General features: G+C 68.6%; 16 protein-coding genes (1 of these 16 running past the window's edge). 6 read left to right on the top strand and 10 right to left on the bottom strand.

What is annotated here, in order from left to right:
- The 3 genes from IGS68_RS36125 to IGS68_RS02685 all read right to left on the bottom strand — a co-directional run.
- Window positions 1-279, bottom strand: partial view of a methyl-accepting chemotaxis protein gene (locus IGS68_RS36125; protein WP_201077133.1) — the beginning only. 1,269 nt of this gene lie to the left of the window's left edge; only the first 279 of its 1,548 coding nucleotides appear in the window; the start codon lies at window positions 277-279; its stop codon lies beyond the left edge, outside the window.
- Window positions 254-775 carry a PAS domain-containing protein gene (locus tag IGS68_RS02690; RefSeq protein WP_201077132.1) on the bottom strand — a complete coding sequence of 174 codons (522 nt, stop codon included), beginning with the start codon at window positions 773-775 and terminating at the stop codon, window positions 254-256. Before IGS68_RS02690 ends, IGS68_RS36125 begins: the two co-directional genes overlap by 26 nt.
- A gap of 93 nt (window positions 776-868) precedes the next feature.
- Window positions 869-2,413, bottom strand: a complete 1,545-nt coding sequence (locus IGS68_RS02685) for a response regulator (protein ID WP_201077131.1) — start codon at window positions 2,411-2,413, stop codon at window positions 869-871.
- A 346-nt stretch (window positions 2,414-2,759) separates the two neighbouring features.
- On the opposite strand from IGS68_RS02685, the gene IGS68_RS02680 reads away from it, so the two are divergent.
- Window positions 2,760-3,725, top strand: a complete 966-nt coding sequence (locus IGS68_RS02680) for a crotonase/enoyl-CoA hydratase family protein (protein WP_201077130.1) — start codon at window positions 2,760-2,762, stop codon at window positions 3,723-3,725.
- An 8-nt stretch (window positions 3,726-3,733) separates the two neighbouring features.
- Here IGS68_RS02680 and IGS68_RS02675 read toward each other — a convergent pair whose 3' ends face one another.
- From IGS68_RS02675 to IGS68_RS02655, 5 genes are all read right to left on the bottom strand, one after another.
- Window positions 3,734-4,984 (bottom strand): multidrug effflux MFS transporter, encoded by a 1,251-nt coding sequence (locus IGS68_RS02675; protein ID WP_201077129.1) that lies wholly within the window; start codon window positions 4,982-4,984, stop codon window positions 3,734-3,736.
- Window positions 4,985-5,024: 40 nt separating this feature from the next.
- The gene (locus IGS68_RS02670) at window positions 5,025-6,182 is read right to left on the bottom strand and encodes a DUF3616 domain-containing protein (RefSeq protein WP_201077128.1); all 1,158 of its coding nucleotides are present in this window, start codon (window positions 6,180-6,182) and stop codon (window positions 5,025-5,027) included.
- A 173-nt stretch (window positions 6,183-6,355) separates the two neighbouring features.
- Window positions 6,356-6,775, bottom strand: a complete 420-nt coding sequence (locus tag IGS68_RS02665) for a hypothetical protein (protein ID WP_201077127.1) — start codon at window positions 6,773-6,775, stop codon at window positions 6,356-6,358.
- Window positions 6,776-6,953: 178 nt separating this feature from the next.
- The gene (locus tag IGS68_RS02660; protein WP_201077126.1) at window positions 6,954-7,223 is read right to left on the bottom strand and encodes a hypothetical protein; all 270 of its coding nucleotides are present in this window, start codon (window positions 7,221-7,223) and stop codon (window positions 6,954-6,956) included.
- 142 nt (window positions 7,224-7,365) lie between these two features.
- On the bottom strand, window positions 7,366-8,877 hold the full coding sequence (locus IGS68_RS02655; RefSeq protein ID WP_201077125.1) for a UbiD family decarboxylase: 1,512 nt from the start codon (window positions 8,875-8,877) through the stop codon (window positions 7,366-7,368).
- Window positions 8,878-8,984: 107 nt separating this feature from the next.
- On the opposite strand from IGS68_RS02655, the gene IGS68_RS02650 reads away from it, so the two are divergent.
- Window positions 8,985-9,710, top strand: coding sequence for a gamma-glutamylcyclotransferase family protein (locus IGS68_RS02650; RefSeq protein ID WP_201077124.1), 726 nt, complete (start codon window positions 8,985-8,987; stop codon window positions 9,708-9,710).
- Here IGS68_RS02650 and IGS68_RS02645 read toward each other — a convergent pair.
- A complete protein-coding gene (locus IGS68_RS02645; protein WP_201077123.1) occupies window positions 9,707-10,390 on the bottom strand; it encodes a class I SAM-dependent methyltransferase in 684 nt (227 codons plus the stop codon). The genes IGS68_RS02650 and IGS68_RS02645 overlap by 4 nt on opposite strands.
- A 58-nt stretch (window positions 10,391-10,448) precedes the next feature.
- Entirely contained in the window at window positions 10,449-11,393 is a 945-nt protein-coding gene (gene ubiA, locus IGS68_RS02640) for a 4-hydroxybenzoate octaprenyltransferase (RefSeq protein WP_201077121.1), read from the bottom strand.
- Between the two features lie 180 nt (window positions 11,394-11,573).
- Here ubiA and IGS68_RS02635 point away from each other — a divergent pair, with 180 nt between their 5' ends.
- The 4 genes from IGS68_RS02635 (at window position 11,574) to IGS68_RS02620 (ending at window position 17,642) form a co-directional block, all read left to right on the top strand.
- Complete coding sequence (locus IGS68_RS02635) at window positions 11,574-11,780, top strand: hypothetical protein (protein ID WP_201077119.1); 207 nt, start codon at window positions 11,574-11,576, stop codon at window positions 11,778-11,780.
- Between the two features lie 80 nt (window positions 11,781-11,860).
- The gene (locus tag IGS68_RS02630) at window positions 11,861-12,088 is read left to right on the top strand and encodes a hypothetical protein (protein WP_158043727.1); all 228 of its coding nucleotides are present in this window, start codon (window positions 11,861-11,863) and stop codon (window positions 12,086-12,088) included.
- 323 nt (window positions 12,089-12,411) lie between these two features.
- Window positions 12,412-14,817 (top strand): PAS domain-containing sensor histidine kinase, encoded by a 2,406-nt coding sequence (locus IGS68_RS02625; RefSeq protein WP_305800080.1) that lies wholly within the window; start codon window positions 12,412-12,414, stop codon window positions 14,815-14,817.
- Between the two features lie 719 nt (window positions 14,818-15,536).
- Window positions 15,537-17,642, top strand: coding sequence for a methyl-accepting chemotaxis protein (locus IGS68_RS02620; RefSeq protein WP_371821877.1), 2,106 nt, complete (start codon window positions 15,537-15,539; stop codon window positions 17,640-17,642).
- The last annotated feature ends 19 nt before the right edge of the window (window positions 17,643-17,661 follow it).

The raw sequence follows: 17,661 nt of genomic DNA, 5'->3' as shown, positions 1-17,661 counted from the left end.
GAGGTCGCCGCCCTCCTCCACCCCGGTGATCCGGTGATCGTAGTTGCCGGCGGCGGCCTCGGCGCAGATCGCGTCGGCGCGCCGGATCGCCCGCTCCACCCGTCCGGCCAGGACCAGGATGGCGGCGGCGGCCGCCAGGACCGCGGCGAGCGGCACGGCGCTCCACCAGGCCGGCATCGACTCGGACGCCAGGAGGGCCGCCAGCACCCCGGCGGCCCCGGCCGCGGCGGTGGCGCCGGCCAGCGCGCGGATCCTAGAGAGAGAGGATGAACGCGTCATAGCCGGCCCCCTTCCGCGCCATCGCGTCGTGCAGCAGCGCCGTCGATGCCGCCATGCCGTGCCGCCCCCCGCCGGCCGATTCGGCGGCGAGCATCCTGCCGTACAGCGGCTCCACCGCGGCGATGGCGTCGCGCCGCGCCCAGCGGCGGAAGGAGTGGTAGCCGGTGATCGCGCCGGCCATGTCGAAGCTCGGCGTGACGTGGGCGAAGACCCAGTAATGGTCGCCGTCCCGGGCCATGTTCTTGACGTAGGCGAAGATCTCCCGCCCGGAGGCGATCGTCTCCCACAGCAGCCTGAACACCGCGCGCGGCATGTCGGGATGGCGGATGATGCTGTGCGGCTGGCCCAGCACCTCGGCCTCGTCATAGCCCGCGATCCTGAGGAAGACGGAATTGGCGTAGGTGATCCGGCCCTTCAGGTCGGTCTTGCTGACGATGATCTCGTCCTCGCCGAACATCCGTTCGCGCCCGGTCGGGGCGGCAGTCGGCCTCGCCATGCGGTGGTCCCCCTTGCTGCAGGGACAACCTTATATCCGATGCCGTCCATACCTCGTTTGATCCAGGTCAACCCGCCGGAGACCGGACAAGGTTCAGACCGGCTCGAACAGGCTCGCCGGCATGGTCAGCGAGATCCGCGCCCGGCTTTCCGGCGCGGCCGCGCCGTCCTCGGGGGCGTCCCCCGCGACCGCCGCCTCGTCGAGGGCGATGCGGGCGCCGAGCTGATCGACCAGGGCGGCCATCACGGCGGGGCCGAGCCCGTACCGCCCGCCGACCTGGGGCGGCCCCGCGCCGGGCGCGAGGTCGAACTCGAAGCTCAGCCTCAGGCCGCCCGACTCGGGCTCCACCCGCACCGTCAGGCCGCCGCCCGTCCGGGCCGGCGCCCCTTCGGCCGCCGTGAACAGGATCTCGGCGATCACCAGCCCGAGCGGCCCCGCCATGTCCAGCTCGAGCGCCATCGTACCGATGTCGGCCCGGCGCACCAGCTGGCGGCCGGCGTCGAAATCGCGGACCAGGCTGTTGCACAGGTCCGCCAGATAGCCGTCGAACCGGACGCTGGTGATCCGGCTGGGGCCCAGCAGGTTGCGGAACAGCAGGCCCAGCCCGTCGATCCGCTGCTGGGTGCGGCGGAAGCCGTGCTTGAGGTCGCCTTCCGGCATGCCCAGCGTCTGCAGGTACAGCACGGTGCTGATGACCTGCAGGTTGTTGCGGACGCGGTGATGCAACTCGCGCAGCAGCACCTGGCTTTCGGCCAGGGCGTCGCGCAGCGCAGCCTCCATGTCGCGGCGGGTCGTGATGTCGTGGGTGACCATGGAGAAGCCGGCGAGCCGATCGGCATCGTCGCGCATCGCCGTCACCAGGATGTCGGCTTGGAAGCGGGAGCCGTCCTTCCGCACGCGGACATGCTCGCCGTGGACGCTGCCGTCCGACGCCGCCTGCGCCAGCATGGCGCCGACGCCGCCGGGCGGCGCCTCGCCGGCCGTCCCGCCGAGCGGCGTCCCCTCGGTGCCCTCGGCCGGGTCGAGCACCCCGGCGGGCCGGCCCAGGATCTCCGCCTCGCGATAGCCCAGGAGCCGCTCGGCGCCGGCGTTCCAGCTGGTCACCAGGCCGGCCGGGTCCAGCATCACGATGGCGTAGTCGCGCACTCCCTCCACCAGCAGGCGGAAGCGCTCCTCGCTCTCCCGCATGGTCTGGCGATGGATCACGAACTGCTGGGCGCGCAGCCGCAGGAGGTTTCGGGCGCGGGTCTGGAACTCCCAGGGATCGACCGGGCTGAGGATGAAGTCCGTCGCCCCGGCTTCCAGCGCCTCGCGACGGATCTCGTGGTCCTCGTAGGCCGTCACCACGATCACCGGTACGTCGGCGGTGCCGGGATGCCCGCGCAGGGCCCGGATGAACCCCGCCCCGTCCATCAGGGGCATCTTGAAGTCCGTGATGACCAGGTCGGGCACCGTCCGCCGGCAGGCGTCCAGGGCTTCCACGGGATTGGGAAAGTCGGACACGTTGATGTCGTCGCCGACCGAGGACGCGAACTTGGTCAGGATTTTCCGATTGACGCTGCGGTCGTCGATGATGAAGACCTCGGCGCCCATGATGGCGACCCCAGTTTCGGAGACGGAAACCCTCAAGAAACTCACCGTAACCTTTTTTCCCCAAAACGTGGCGCCCTTGCCAGGGCGGGTAATCGCGTATCCCGCCGGTCATTCCGGGAGATTCGGAACGGCTGGCGGGCAGGTCCGATGGCTGCTCGCTCTATAAAACTTTACTGAATGTAAATACGACATTCAGCGCAATTCTTACGACGACAAATCTAGAGCGACACCACTAATAAATCAAATCCCGCATGCATACACGATAGATACAATTAACCGTTTCTTAGGTTTGTACCCCAAAATAATGGGTGAGACACAGGCTACCCCGACCCTTGGCGAGCGCGGATCCGACCGGCCGACGCCTTGCATACTGGAAGCGATGGAGAGAGTCATGCTTGAGCAGATTAGCGGCCACCTTCTCAATTCAGTTAAAATTGAAAAGACCGCCGCTGCCCCGGAGCAACCTCGGCGCGCCCCGCTCCACCTGGACCGCCAGTTCCGCGAGCTCGACCTCGACTTCGACGCCGCGACCGGCGTCTTCTGGTGTCGTTTCCGTTTCAGTGACCGGCCGAGCTTCACGCCCGGCGTCCTGCAGGAACTGCGCCGGGTCCGCCAGATGCTGGCCTCGCGCGGCGACACCGCCGAGCCGCAGGTCAGGTACGTGGTCCTGGGGTCGCGGATGCCGGGCGTGTTCAACCTGGGCGGCGACCTCGGGCTGTTCGCCCAGCTGATCCGCCGGCGCGACCGCGACGCGCTGGCGACCTATGCCCGGGCCTGCGTCGCCGAGATCCACGCCAATTCGGTGGCGCTCGACCTGCCGGTGATCACCATGTCGCTGGTGCAGGGCGACGCGCTCGGCGGCGGATTCGAGGCGGCGCTGTCGGCCAACGTCATCGTGGCCGAGCGCAGCGCCAAGTTCGGCCTGCCGGAGGTGATGTTCAACCTGTTCCCCGGCATGGGCGCCTACAACTTCCTGGCCCGCCGGAGCAGCGCCGCGGTCGCCGAGAAGCTTATCATGAGCGGCCGGGTCCATACCGGCGCCGAGCTGTACGACATGGGCATCGTGGACGTCCTGGCCGAGGACGGCGAGGGCGAGGAGGTGCTGCTCGACTATGTCCGCAAGAACGGCCGCCGCCACGCCGCCCACCGGGCGATCTACCAGGCGCGCCAGCGGGTCAACCCGATCACGCTGCAGGACCTGAACGAGATCACCGACCTGTGGGTCGATACCGCGCTGACGCTCGGTCCGGCCGACCTGAGGATGATGGAACGGCTGGTCGCGGCCCAGGATCGCCGCCGCGCCCGGACCGGAACGGCCCTGGCCGAAGACCTGCGACTCGGCGGCGTCGGCGACTGACCTCCCGGTCAGTCCGTGGTCCCCGGCACCGGGACCGCCCTCCCCGACCGCCGCCCCGCCCCCACCGCCAGCAGATAGGCCCCGACGGACAGCACCACCGACACGGCCATCACCAGGATCATCGGCATCTGGTCGTCGTCCTTCAGGTAGCCCACAGCCACCGTCGCCAAAGCCCCCACCGACATCTGGAGAAAGCCCAGCAGGCCCGAAGCGGCGCCGGCCACCCTCGGGTTGACGCTGATCGCGGCGGCGATGCCGCTCGGCATGCTGACGCCGTTGCCGACGGCGACGATGCACATGGGCAGGAAGATCGCCAGCGCGTCGAACAGGCCCAGCAGCCCGAGCCCGCCCATGACGGCGACGCCCGCCAGGTTGACCAGGGTGCCGCCCAGCACCAGGCGGCGGGCGCCCAGCCGGGTCGCCATCCGCGCCGCGATGAAGCTGCCCAGCGCGTAGCCGGCCGAGACCAGCACGAACAGGGTGCCGTACTCGCTGGGCGGCCGCTTCAGCAGGTCGATCATGATGTAGGGGGCGCCCGCCAGGAAGGCGAAGAAGACGGCCGACGCGAAGGCGGTGTTCAGCGCATATCCCAGGAACTCCGGCGAACGCAGCAGCGCCGCGTAGCCGATCGCCATGCCGACCGGCCCGGGCAGCGGCTGGCGCCGGAAATTGGTCTCGCGCAGGGACCCGAGGCTCCAGAGCCACACCGCGGCGCCGCACCCGAGCACCAGCAGGAAGCTGGCCTGCCAGCCGAACCAGACCTCCAGGAAGCCGCCGAGCGCCGGGGCCACCGCGGGCGCCACCGCCATGGCCATGGTGATGTAGGCGAGCGTGCTGGCCGCCTTGTCGCGCTCGTAGACGTCGCGGACGATGGCGCGGCTCAGCACCATCCCGGCGCAGCCGCCGACCGCCTGGGCGATCCGGCCGGCGATCAGCATGCCGATGCTGGGCGCCAGCGCGCAGACCAAGCTGGCCGCCACGAAGACGCCCAGCCCCGCCAGCAGCACCGGCCGCCGGCCGAACCGGTCCGACAGCGGCCCGTATATCAGCTGGCCGCAGGCGATGCCGATCAGGTACAGGGTCAGCGCCAGCTGGGCAGTGCCGTAATCCGTCTCGAACACCCGCACGAGGCCGGGGATCGACGGGATGAAGATGTTGAGCGCCAGCGGCCCGATCGCCGTGATGGCGATCAGGATCGCGATATGCGGCGGCCGGCCGGCGGTGGCGCCCGGCAGCGGGACGGTCGTGGAGGCGGTCATGCCGCAAGGGTAGCCCTCCCCGGCCGCCTACCAACCTTCCTCAGGACATGGCTGGGATGCGCGGCTTCTTCGGCGGCAGCGGGAACAGATCGGCCGCGACGCCTGCGCCGTCGGCATCCAGCCGCTCCGGCCCGGGATTGTCGTAGACGACCAGCACCGCCGGAGGCCCGCCCGGCCGTTCGAACAAAGTCGCGCCCTCGGCATGGTCGAAGCCGGCGCCGTAGGGAATGTCCATCACCCGCTCCAGCCGGGTGCGCGGGATGACCGTCTCCTCCCGCTGGTTCCAGGCGTCGTGCCAGCGGTACAGGACCACCGGCCCGTCCAGGTCCATAGTCGGCCCGGCCAGGATCAGGAGGTCGTCGCCTTCCAGCGACAGCTCGCGGATGCCCAGCCCGTCCAGATCCAGGAAATGCTTGCGGTAACGTTCGCCCCCGGGACCGATGCGGCGCAGCTTCAGGCCGGCGGCCTTGCCGACGCTGCCCTTCTCCGTGACTTCCAGTTCCAGGAGGACGGCCCAGCCGCGCAGGACCGGCCCGCGCATGCCGAGGAATACCCGGTCGCCCCGCGCCGAGATCCCTTCCACGTCGAAGCCGTTGTCCTTGGACGGTATCGCCATGAAGCGGCCGAGATGCTCGTCCTTGCGCAGCGCCCTGGACAGGGCGTTGGAGCCCTTCCCGTCCATCTTGAGCCGGCCGGCCCTCCGGCCGGGGCCGCCGCCGCCCGAGGGCGCGGACCGGGCCAGGGCGTGGACGCCGTCCTCCGACTCGCGGACCAGCGGGATGCGGCCCAGCAGGTAGCGGTTCGGCTCGCACTCCACCCGGGTCAGCCGCTCCAGCGCCTCCGCGACGCCGGTCTCGTCCGGGTCGGGCTTCTTGCGCTTCAGGCTGTGCGAGCCGCAGATCCAGAGATAGTCGCCGTCGACCGAGAGTCCCTCGATGTCCACCTCCCCCTCCGCCGGCAGGTCGAAGAAATCGGCCAGCCGATAGGGGGTGTGGCGGCCGAAGGTCTTCCAGTCCTCGGTGGTCAGCCGCTCGATCGTGGCGGTCTCGTCCGACGCGGTCCACAGGCAGCGCCCCGACTGCTTGACCACGGAGAGGTCGTTGCGGATCGCCTCGTCGAGTTCACGGCCCAGGCCCTCGTGGTGGTGGAAGTCCAGCATGATCCGCTGCGGCTTCTGTGTCTGCTTCCTCGCGGCCATCTTCTTCCCGTCCCTGCCTGCCCGTTGCCTTTCGGAAGAGTGCGGGGGCATGCGGTCCGGGGCAAGGGGAGAAGTGGGGGACCGGCCGTGGCTACGCGGTCACGCCAGGGCGAAGATCGTATCCGCCCGCGTCGGCAACCGCTCCGTAGCGACGCCGGCAAGAGGGATGAACGTCAGTCCCGCCGATGGAAGCGGCCCGGGTTCCGGAACCTGTAACCCGTCAGGATCCCGGGGCGCATATAGGCTTCGAAGAAGAACAGGATGGTGGACAGGTCGTGCTCCAGGTCGGCGCCCAGGTCGTGGCCGAACGGCTCGGGCCAGTTCGCGCGGCCCCGGAAGCTCAGGAAGAAGCGCCGGAAGATCGCCGGCGGGATGATGAAGAAACCGCCCAGTTCCAGGCGGACGAAAGTCGAGCTGGCCGCGAAGGTGAAATTGACGAAATCGACGTAGTCGGCGCTCGCGTGCTGGCAGGCCAGCGGCCTTGCCGACATGATCCCGTGGATGTAGGCGGTGGTCGCGAGGACCACGTGTTTCAGGGAGCGAGTGGTTGCGTTCGTCTCCAGTCGGTCCAGGACCCGGTGGGCGATTTCCATCGCCTCCCTCGCCTGTTCGATGTCGAAGTCGATGCCGTCGGGATCGGCGGACTGCGCCGTCCTGTGTATATCCCTGACCTGCGACTCGAAGATTCCGCAAGCCGGTAAGCGTCGTCAAGCGCGCGGTCTGCTCGGTCCATGGAAGTGGGAATTCACCGTGCTCGAACCGGAGCCCGGTTCACTCGAACCGGGGATAGCCGTCCACCACCCGCCGCCACTGCGCCCGCATGTCTTTCTGGTGCTTGCGGGCGAAGAGGGCCGCGCCCTCCAGGTCGTCGAACATGGCGCGGTCGCGGGTCTCGCGGATTCGGCTGGACAGAAGGCTCGCCAGGTTCCAGCCTATCCGGACGATCCGGTTGCGGGACCTTCGGACGGGACTCCGATCGATGGAAGCTGCCTGGAAACGGTCGGTCTCGCTGCCCTGCAATTCCTGGTGATGCGCTGTCACTGCCGATCTCTCCTGTCCGGATGCCATGACAATCCACGTATCGAACCGTGCCTTGGCACCCGTCACCGCACGCGATTTCGAGGTATGTTAATCCGAAACATGTCCAGATCCAATCCCGAATACAAGTTCTCTTGTATTCTCCTTATTTCCAGATCGGCTTGCCGTGCAGCGGGATGCCGTAGCTGTCCCACTTGCGGGTGACCTCCTCGATCACCTCGTCGGTCATGCGGAGTTGCTGGCCCCATTCGCGCTTGGTCTCCGGCGGCCATTTGTTGGTGGCGTCCAGGCCGACCTTGCCGCCGAGACCGCTTTCCGGGCTGGCGAAGTCCAGGTAGTCGATCGGCGTGCCCTCCACCACGGTGATGTCGCGGGCCGGGTCCATGCGGGTGGAGACGGCCCACATCACGTCCTTCCAGTCCCGCGCGTCGATGTCGTCGTCCACGACGATGACCCACTTGGTGTACATGAACTGGCGCAGGAACGACCAGACGCCCATCATCACGCGCTTGGCGTGGCCCGGGTAGGCCTTCTTCATGGACACCACGGCGATGCGGTAGGAGCAGCCCTCGGGCGGCAGCCAGAAGTCCACGATCTCGGGGAACTGCTGGACCAGCAGGGGGATGAAGACCTCGTTCAGCGCCTCGCCCAGCACGCTCGGCTCGTCGGGCGGACGGCCGGTGAAGGTGGAGAGGTATATCGGGTTCCGCCGCATGGTGATGGCGGTGACGTGGAAGACCGGGAACGGCTCGACCGCGTTGTAATAGCCGGTATGGTCGCCGTACGGCCCCTCGTCGCCGTACTCGTCCAGGCTGACCAGCCCCTCGATCACGATCTCCGCCTGGGCCGGGACCTTCAGCGGGATGGTCTTGCAATCCACCAGCTCGACCTTGCGGCCGCGCAGCAGCCCGGCGAACTGGTATTCCGACAAGGTGTCCGGCACCGGCGTGACGGCGGCTAGGATGGTGCCGGGGTCGGCCCCCAGCACGGCGGCGGCCGGCAGGGGCTCGCGCTTGCCCGAGGCCGCCCAGCGCCGGTGGTGCTGGGCGCCGCCCCGGTGCTTCAGCCAGCGCATCAGCGTGGTGTTCCGGCCGGTCACCTGCATGCGGTAGATGCCGAGGTTGAAGTCGTCCTCGCGCTTCCTGCCCGGCCCCTTGGTCACGACCAGCGGCCAGGTGATCAGGGGAGCCGGCTCGCCCGGCCAGCAGCCCTGGATCGGCAGGCGGCCCAGGTCGATGTCGTCGCCCTTCAGCACGACCTCCTGGCAGGGCGCCGAGGACACCGTCTTCGGCTTCATGGACAGCACGGTCCTGGCCAGCGGGATCAGCTCCAGGGCCTCCCGGAAACCGCCCGGCGGCTCCGGCTGGCGCAGGAAGGCCAGCGTCTCGCCGACGCCGCGCAGCTGGTTCGGCTCCCGGTCCATGCCCCAGGCGACCCGCTCCACCGTGCCGAACAGGTTGATCAGGACGGGCATCTCGTAGCGCGACCCGTCCGGCCGGACGACGTTCTCGAACAGCACCGCCGGCCCCTTCTGCGCCAGCAGCCTCGTGTGGATCTCGGTCATCTCCAGCACGGGCGAGACCGGCGTCTTGACCCGGACGAGCCGGCCCGAGCGCTCCAGCCGGTCCATGAAATCGCGCAGGGAGGAATAGGGCATCGGATCAGCATCTCTGACGGCGGGAAGGAAGTCGGCCTAACATCGCCCTGGGCGGCGCCGCGTCAAGCGGATTGACGTGCCGGGGCGAACACGGCACCGTCGGCGGCATGGCTTCCTCCCCTATAAACCCCGCGGTCGTGGCGCTGGCCTCCGGCTATCCCTACGCGTTCCCGGCCTGCTCCTACCTGTTCCGCGACGGAGCGCAGCATCCGCTTCCGGCCGGCCTGCCGGCGCTGCTGGCGGACCGGGTGCCGGTGATCGCCTGCGGCTCCAACCGGGCGCCCGAACAGCTGGCCCGGAAGTTCGGGGACTGGCCGCACCCCCTCGCGATCCCCGTACTGTGCGGCAGGCTGGCCGGGTTCGACGTGGTCTATTCGGCCCATTTCACCCGCTACGGCGCCCTGCCGGCCACCCTGCACCCGGTGCCCGGCCCCGCTCCCGACGCGGTGGTCGAGATCGCCGTGCAGTGGCTGACCGGGGCCGAGCTGGAGCGGATGGACGCGACCGAGGGGATCGGCGTCAATTACGACCGCCGGGGGCTGGACGGCATCCGGCTGGAGATCGACGGGCTGGGCGCGATCGATTCCGCCGATGCCTATCTCAGCCGGCGCGGCGCCCTGGCGATCGACGGCCGGCCGGTCGCCCTGGCCGCGATCCCCTGCGCCGGCCGGACCTGGCCCGCCCTGGACCAGCCGGGCGTTCTGGAAGCCGTCCGGACCCGGCTCGCCCCGGGGAGCACTCTCGCCGGCTTCGTCCACGCCGTCGTCACCGACCCGGATTATCGCGCGGAGCAGACGGCGGCGCTGGCGCGGGAAGCCCTCAGGCCGGCCTAATCCTCGCCCAGCAGCCGCCACACCGTGGTGTCGCGAACCTCCCGGTCCTCCAGGTCCAGGGAGGTCGGCACGGCGAAGCGGGCCAGCGCCTCCAGGCCGGACTTGGGCAGGTAGGCGCGGCCGGGGTCGCCCAGGATGACCAGCGTGCCGCCGCGCGCCAAGTCGCGCAGCCAGGCGATCACCCGCTCGGCCATGGGCCGCTCGTAGCAGACGTCGCCGGCCAGGATCACGTCGATCCCGGGCAGCGGGCGGCCGACGATGTCGTCCCGCAGCACGTCCAGCGTCACGCCGTTCGCCGCCGCGTTGAGCCCGATCGCCGCGACCGCGAAATCGTCGATCTCCACCGCCGCCACGCGGGCGGCGCCGGTCTTGGCGGCGGCGATGGCGGCCATGCCGCTGCCCGACGCGAAGTCGAGCACCCGGCGCCCCGCCACCAGGCCCGGATCGTCCAGGACGTGGCGGGCCACCGCCCGGCCGCCCGGCCAGGCGAAGGCCCAGTAGGGCGGCGGCAGGTTGCAGGCGGCGAGGCTCGCCTCCGTCGCCTCCCACAGCGGCGTCACCTGGGTCGCGAGGTGAAGCAGGATTTCCGGCAGCAGCGGCGGCGCCGCGAGCTCGGTGTTCGCCCGGACGAAGGCCTGACGGCCGGCATCGGAGTCGCTGGTGGGGGCGGTGATGGTCATGGCGCGGAGTTGCCCATACGCCCCGGCACCGCGCAAGCGGATTCGCCGGGTCAGCCGGTCACAGCACCCGGCCTGCGACGATGGCGCCCAGCACCAGCCAGCCGAACCAGCGGTTCGACTTGAACTTGGACAGGCAGTCCGCCGGATCGTCCGGCCGCCAGGTCCCGACCTGCCAGGCGAGCTGGAGCAGCGCCGCCGTCAGCAGGAGCTGGAACCAGAGGCCCAGCCCGGCGGCCAGCCCGGCCGCGAGCAGCCCGCCATAGGTCAGCGTGTAGAAGCCGTAGATCCAGATCTTGGAGGCGTCGCCCAGGCGCAGCGCCGTCGACTTGACGCCGATGCGGGCGTCGTCCTCCTTGTCCTGGTGGGCGTAGATCGTGTCGTATCCCAGCGTCCAGACGATCCCGGCGGCGTAGAGGAGAAGCGCCGGCAGGTCGAGCCCGCCCGTCACCGCCGCCCAGCCGACCAGCGCGCCCCAATTGAAGGTCAGTCCCAGGAAGGCCTGGGGCCACCAAGTGATCCGCTTCATCAGCGGATAGGTGAAGACCAGGACCAGGGACGCCGCCCCGAGCGCTATCGTGAAGAGGTTGAACTGCACCAGCACCGCCAAGCCGACCAGCATCTGGAGCACCAGGAACGCCAGCGCCTGGCGCACCGTCACCTGCCCGCTGGGGATCGGCCGGGTCCGGGTCCGCTCCACCCGGCCGTCGATGTCCCGGTCCAGGATGTCGTTCACCGTGCAGCCGGCGCCGCGCATCACGACGGCGCCGATCCCGAACAGGATCATCATCCAGGGATCGGGCCAGCCCTGGGTCGCCAGCGCCTGGCTCCACCAGCAGGGGAACAGCAGCAGCCAGGTCCCGATCGGGCGGTCCAGCCGCGCCAGCTTCAGGTAGGGCCGCACGGCAGCCGGGGCATGGCGGTCGATCCACCCGTCGGGCCGGATGTCGGTGAACCCGTCGCGGTTCGGTTCCGCGGCGCCGATCGGGGCTGGGGCTGGCGTCATGGGTGGCATCCGTCCGTCGGGCCTGGCGATGGTCATGGTGATTTCCGGCGCGGGCACTCTAGCCCAGACCGCCGCCGACCGGTACCCGGCGATCGGCCGGAATCCGCGAAAGCGTGCGGCGGGGGGTTGCGGTGGCGTCGGGCCGGCGTGCTACAGTGCGCGCCAGTCCCAGGAGGTTCCATGGCATTCAAGCCCAACTACAACCAGCAGCGCGCCGACCGCAATCGCGCCAAGGAACAGAAGAAGCAGGAGAAGCTTCGCCAGAAGGAGGAGGCCGTTGCCCAGCGCAAGGCTTCCCACGGCCCGGAGACGTCGGACGATGATCCCGCCGGCGAGGGCCAGGCCGATGTCGCACAGGGCGAGACCGCCCCGAACCGAACGTCATAGGCCTATAGATACGGTGTCGGCAGGTCGATCCGATGCCCTAAAGAAGTCCGTTGACCCTGCATCGCATCGGGAGAGGGGCAATGGCCCGAAAAAAGCAGCCGACCGACAACGCGTACGTCCTGTTCGACGTCGTGTACCAGGATGGCGTCAAGACATCGAACCGCAAGGTTCCCAGCTCCGAAGTCGGCGGCCTCGACGGCGACGAGCCGGCACGCGCCATCATCGAGGCACAGGACCGCAAGATCGCCGAAATGTCCGGCAATCCGCGCGGGCCGATCAAGACCATAACCCGGTCCCCCAACCAGTAGACCACCCGACGTAAGGAACCGCGGGCGGCGGGCGCGCCCGCCGCCCGCCACTCCTCACCCGCAGGTTTATCGGACGTCGATCCAAAGAAAAAATCCGCCCCCAAGGCCGAAAGAGCTGCCCGCCAAGGGCGTAAGGATGGACGAAAGCCGATCGTTTATGTAACGTCGTTCATCGATTGAGTTAAACTAGGTTAACTAACACCCTCCCCGTGAGAACGCTGGCTTCAAAACACACGATCCTCCTGGCTGCCGCCGGCGCGACACTGACGGCGACGTCGGCCTGCGCGCAGACTCCGGCCGTCGACTTGGGGCCCAGCGGGTCGATGATCACGCTGGGCGCGGCGGCCCTGGCGGGGGTCGTCGGCCTTGCCTTGCAGACCCTCCGGGTGCGCGGCAAGTCGAAGCGGGCGGCGGACCTGCAGGGAGAGATCGACCGGCTGGAGGCGCTGCTGTCGGCCTCCCCGGATGCCTGGTGCGGCTGGAGCCCGGACGGCACCCACGCGATTTCCCCCGGATTCGCCGGGCTGCTCGGGATCGGGCGCTGCGACCGGCTGGAGGATATCGAGACCGCCCTGGCGCCGAGCGACGCGGCGGCGCTCAACGGCGCCTTCGGGCATCTGCGCCGGACCGGGAAGCCCTTCCGGATCGTGGTCACGACGGCGGACGGCGGCCGGGTGCTGGAACTGAGCGGGTCGCGCGGCGCCGGGAGCCGGGGCGGTCCGGGCAGCGGGGAGAGCTTCGACGTCCTGTGGGCCCGCGACATCGGCCACATCACGGGCGAGATCACCCGCCAGACCCAGGCCCGCACGGCCGCCCTCCAAACGCTGGAGGAGATCCGCGCGGCGCTCGACCGGGTCCCCTTCCCGATCTGGCTGCGCCGCCGGGACCTGTCGATCGCCTGGTGCAACAAGGCCTATGCCGACGCGCTCGACCTTACCCGCGACCAGGCGCTGGAGCGGCAGAGCGAACTGGTGCCGGCGCCGCTCGACGGGCCGCGCCGGTCGCTCGCCGAACAGGCCAGGGCCGACGGTGCCGCCCGGTCGGAAACCCAGCACCTGGTCATCGACGGCGCGCGCCGCCTGATCGAGGTCACCGAGGCCCCCGTGGTCTCCGTGGCCCCGGCGGCGGAGGCCGCGGGATCGCAGGCGGCCATGCTGGTCGGCTACGCGCTCGACCTGACGCCCCAGGAGGACCTGCGCCGGGAACTGAACCGCCACATCGCCGCCCACGGCGAAGTGCTGGAACAGCTGGGCTCGCCGATCGCGATCTACGGCGCCGACACCCGCCTGCTGTTCTTCAACCAGGCCTATGTCTCGCTCTGGGGCCTGGACGAGGGATGGCTGGAGACCGAGCCGACCTACGGCGAGGTGATGGAGGACCTGCGGGCTCGCCGGCGCCTGCCGGAGCATGCCGACTTCCCGCGCTACAAGCGCGAGCAGCTGTCCAAGTTCACTTCCCTGATCGAACCGGCCGAGGACCTGCTCCACCTTCCGGACGGCACGACGCTGCGCATGCTGCTGGTCCCGCACCCCTTCGGCGGCCTGATGTTCATCCTGGAGGACGTGACCAACGCGCTGGCGCTGGAGTCCTCCTACAACACCTTGATGGCGGTCCAGCAGGAGAGCCTGGACAACCTGGCCGAAGGCATCGCGGTGTTCGGCGGCGACGGCAGGCTGAAGCTGTCGAACCCGGCCTATGCCCGGATCTGGCGGCTGCGGTCCGAGGACCTGAACGGCGAGCCGCACCTGGTCGAGCTGGTCGAGAAGATGAAGGACTTCTTCGACTTCGGCAACGACTGGGACGGGTTCAAGAACGAGAGCATCGCGAGCACCCTGGAGCGGGCCGCGCGCAACGGCCGGATCGAGCGGGCGGACGGCTCGGTCGTCGAATTCTCCAGCGTGCCGCTGCCCGACGGCGCGGTGCTGACCAGTTTCCTGGACGTCACCGACAGCGTCAGGGTCGAGCAGGCGCTGCGCGAGCGCAACGCGGCGCTGGAGGCGGCCGACCGCCTGAAGGCGGAGTTCATCGCCAACGTGTCCTACCAGCTGCGGACGCCGCTGAACGCCATCATGGGCTTCGCGGAGATCCTGGCGAACCAGTATTTCGGCGAACTGAACGAGCGCCAGCTCGAATACAGCCGCGCCGTGCTGGACAGCGGCCAGCGGCTGCTGCTGCTGATCAACGACATCCTGGACCTGGCCACGGTCGAGGCAGGCTTCATGGTGCTGGAGCGGGCGCCGGTCGACATCCCCGCCTTGCTCGGCAGCGTGCTGGGTCTGACCCGCGACTGGGCGCGCAAGCAGAACCTGAGGCTGGAAATCGAGCATGCCGACGACATCGGCACGATCGAGGCCGACGAGAAGCGGCTGAAGCAGGCGGTGTTCAACCTGATCAGCAACGCCATCAAGTTCACCCCGCCGGGCGGCAGGATCCTGGTTTCCGCCGAACGGGTCGGCGGCTCCTTCGTGCTGGCGGTGAGCGACACCGGCATCGGCATCCCGGCGGCCGACCAGGAGCGGGTGTTCGGCCGCTTCGAGCGGGCCAACCCCCAGGCCCGCCAGACCGGGGCCGGCCTGGGCCTGTCGCTGGTCAAGAGCTTCATCGAGCTGCACGGCGGCCGGGTCGAGATCGAAAGCCGCGTGAACGAGGGCACCTGCATCCGCTGCATCCTGCCGGTCAGGGCCAGCGCTTCCGCCCAGCCCGCCGACACGGTCCGCGCCGGAACCTAGGAACGGCTAGGCCCGGAGAAAGCCGGCACCCTCCATCCATGCTCCGGTCACCATGGACAATCATGCCTGCCGGGCGCGTCGTTCCGGCGGCGAAGAGCGCCATGCGGACCCCGGCGCGATGCCGCCGAATGAGCCGGCGATCGGAAGCTGCGCGTGCCGCTGATCGCCAGCCATCGAAGCGGCGCTCCGGGGACCCATACTGAAGCACCGCCAGTGAAAGCATGGTTCCAGGGAAAAGGCCGTTGTCGCACCATGGCGGCGCGGATCACCCTCCTTGCTCGGCCGCAACGGCTTTATCGGATTCTTGCCAAGCCTTCCTCACCATCACTGGCATAAGGATTGGTCTCGATCCCCGATCCTCCGATAGATGCGGCCATCAAGAAAATTCCTTTCTCTGCCAAGGATACATTACGTCAGGATCCGGTACGATTCATGATCAGACGGACGACGTAAGACAAACATGATATAAACTTTCGAAGCGTGACAACTTGCCACGACAATAAGCGCTAAGATTTCTACTTTTATTTAAACTAACTCAGGCAAGAATTGAGGGTGCTTTTCTGGACAGGGTAATTTCTTGCCGGCTCGCAAAGACTTGAAGCTCCCGCCAGGAAAGCGGAACCGCTCAGGAGTGGATAAGAACCATGATAAAACTGAAATCCATTCAAACGAAGATCGCAGCTTTGGCCGGGCTGTGCCTTATCGGATCGGCGACCGCCTTGGTAGTTTATGGGGTTGTCTCAACCAGCAGCAACCAGAGCTTCGTCACTCGCAACGTTACCGAACTGCTGGACAGCAAGACCAAGGAAGCGCTTCAAGCCGTCGCCTCGACCCAAGCCGGCAGCATCCAGGTGGAATTGGAAACCGCCCTGGACGCGGCCCGCACCATGGCTCACACTTTCGAGATGCTGGCCTCCGGTGAAGAGTTCGGCACGCCGGTCGAGCTTCGGCGCAAGCAGATCAACGGTATCCTGCTGAACGTGCTGGAGAAGAACCCGCGGTTCAACGGCACCTACACGGCCTGGGAGCCGGATGCCCTTGACGGACGCGACGCCGAGTTCCGGCTGAGTTCCAGGGAGGGGTCGGACGGAACCGGCCGTTTCATCCCCTATTGGAACCGCGACCCCAACGGGCGTATCGCGGTGCAGCCTCTGGTCGAATATGACAGCCGCGACCTTCACCCCAACGGCGTCATGAAAGGTGGCTGGTATATCGGCCCGAAGGAAACCGGCCTGGAAAGCGTGCTCGATCCGCTTCCCTACGTCGTTCAGGGCAAGCAGGTGTTCCTCGCGACACTGTCGGTGCCCATCAAGATCGGCGGCAAGTTCCGCGGCGTCGCGGGCGCCGACTTCAACCTGGACTTCATACAGAAATTGGCCAAGTCGGTCAGCGCCTCGCTGTATGGCGGCAAGAACGAGGTCATCATCCTCAGCAACATGGGGTTGATCGTCGCCCATAGCGGACGTCCGGAACTCGTCGGACGCCCCTTGTCCGAGATCAACCGGAACTGGGCCGACGACATCGCCCGGATCAGCCTCGGTCAGGCGGCGGTCGACCTCGACTCCGGGACGGGCGAACTGAAGGTCATGACTCCGATCACGCTCGGCCGCACCGAAAAGCCTTGGTCGGTCATGATCAAGGTGCCGCAAGCCGTAGTCGTGGCGGAGGCGACGAAGCTGGGCGCCGACCTGACTCGCCGCGCCGAGATCAACACACTCCTGCAGATCGCGGTCGGCGTGGCGGTGGCAGGCGGCGCGATAGCGCTGATGTGGTTCGTCGCCGGCGGCATCGCCCGGCCGATCCGGCAAGCGGCGCGCTTCGCCGAAGGGATCGCCGCCGGAAACTTCGACCAGGACCTGGATGTCCGCCAGGGAGACGAAGTCGGCGCCCTGGGCACCGCGCTGAAGACGATGCTGACCGACCTGAAGCGCATGATGGCCCAGCGCGTGGAGGACCAGGAGCGGGCCGAAGCCGAGCGCCGCCGGATCATGCTCGCCATGGCGGACGAGTTGGAGAACGCGGTGGCGGCCGCCGTCGACGGTATCGATCAAGCGGCGACCAGAATGGGCGGAACGGCCCGCGCGATGAACGGCACGGCCGACCGGACCAGCCGGCAAGCCAACGAAGTCGCGGCCGCAGCCCTTCAAGCCAGCACAAACGTGGAGACCGTGGCCGCCGCCACCGAGGAACTGGAAGCTTCCATCCGGGAGATCGGCAAGCAGATGTCCTCCTCGACCGAAATCGCGAAGCGGGCGGTACAGTCGGCGGACGAGGCCGACACGCAGGTCATCGGCCTGACGGCGGCGGCGGAGAGGATCGGGGCGGTGGTGGACATGATCTCGTCCATCGCCAACCAGACCAATTTGCTGGCGCTCAACGCGACCATCGAAGCCGCCCGCGCCGGAGAAGCCGGCAAAGGGTTCGCGGTCGTGGCGGCGGAAGTCAAGGGTCTCGCCACCCAGACGGCCCGCGCCACCGAGGACATCAGCGCCCAGGTCGCCGACATGCGGCGGGTTTCCAGCGAGACGGCCGCCGGGATCAAGAGCATCGGATCGGTCATCAACGAGATCAACGGGATCTCCACCACGGTCGCCAACGCGGTGCAGGCCCAAAGCCTTGCGACCGGCGAAATCGCCCGCAACGTTCAGCAAGCCGCGGTCGGAACCTCCAACGTTTCGGGCACCATCGCGGATGTGAGCAGCGCCGCGGTCGAGACCGGGCGAACCGCGGAACAGGTCCTGACGGTCTCCGAGCAGCTTTCCCAGGAGGCGGCACGCCTGCGCGGCACCATCGACGGCTTCCTGACCCGGATCCGGGCTGCGTAAGCCCGGACCGGCCCGCAGC

Source organism: Skermanella sp. TT6, from assembly GCF_016653635.2.
Taxonomy (GTDB): Bacteria; Pseudomonadota; Alphaproteobacteria; order Azospirillales; family Azospirillaceae; genus Skermanella; species Skermanella cutis.
This window is presented reverse-complemented; position numbering and strand designations above follow the sequence as displayed.

Bases quoted from the DNA above. Each gene is read 5' to 3' on its own strand.
- IGS68_RS02690 (WP_201077132.1), bottom strand. From the start codon at position 775: ATGGCGAGGCCGACTGCCGCCCCGACCGGGCGCGAACGGATGTTCGGC.
- IGS68_RS02680 (WP_201077130.1), top strand. From the start codon at position 2,760: ATGCTTGAGCAGATTAGCGGCCACCTTCTCAATTCAGTTAAAATTGAA.
- IGS68_RS02675 (WP_201077129.1), bottom strand. From the start codon at position 4,984: ATGACCGCCTCCACGACCGTCCCGCTGCCGGGCGCCACCGCCGGCCGG.
- IGS68_RS02670 (WP_201077128.1), bottom strand. From the start codon at position 6,182: ATGGCCGCGAGGAAGCAGACACAGAAGCCGCAGCGGATCATGCTGGAC.
- IGS68_RS02665 (WP_201077127.1), bottom strand. From the start codon at position 6,775: ATGGAAATCGCCCACCGGGTCCTGGACCGACTGGAGACGAACGCAACC.
- IGS68_RS02655 (WP_201077125.1), bottom strand. From the start codon at position 8,877: ATGCCCTATTCCTCCCTGCGCGATTTCATGGACCGGCTGGAGCGCTCG.
- IGS68_RS02650 (WP_201077124.1), top strand. From the start codon at position 8,985: ATGGCTTCCTCCCCTATAAACCCCGCGGTCGTGGCGCTGGCCTCCGGC.
- IGS68_RS02645 (WP_201077123.1), bottom strand. From the start codon at position 10,390: ATGACCATCACCGCCCCCACCAGCGACTCCGATGCCGGCCGTCAGGCC.
- ubiA (WP_201077121.1), bottom strand. From the start codon at position 11,393: ATGACGCCAGCCCCAGCCCCGATCGGCGCCGCGGAACCGAACCGCGAC.
- IGS68_RS02635 (WP_201077119.1), top strand. From the start codon at position 11,574: ATGGCATTCAAGCCCAACTACAACCAGCAGCGCGCCGACCGCAATCGC.
- IGS68_RS02630 (WP_158043727.1), top strand. From the start codon at position 11,861: ATGGCCCGAAAAAAGCAGCCGACCGACAACGCGTACGTCCTGTTCGAC.
- IGS68_RS02625 (WP_305800080.1), top strand. From the start codon at position 12,412: ATGATCACGCTGGGCGCGGCGGCCCTGGCGGGGGTCGTCGGCCTTGCC.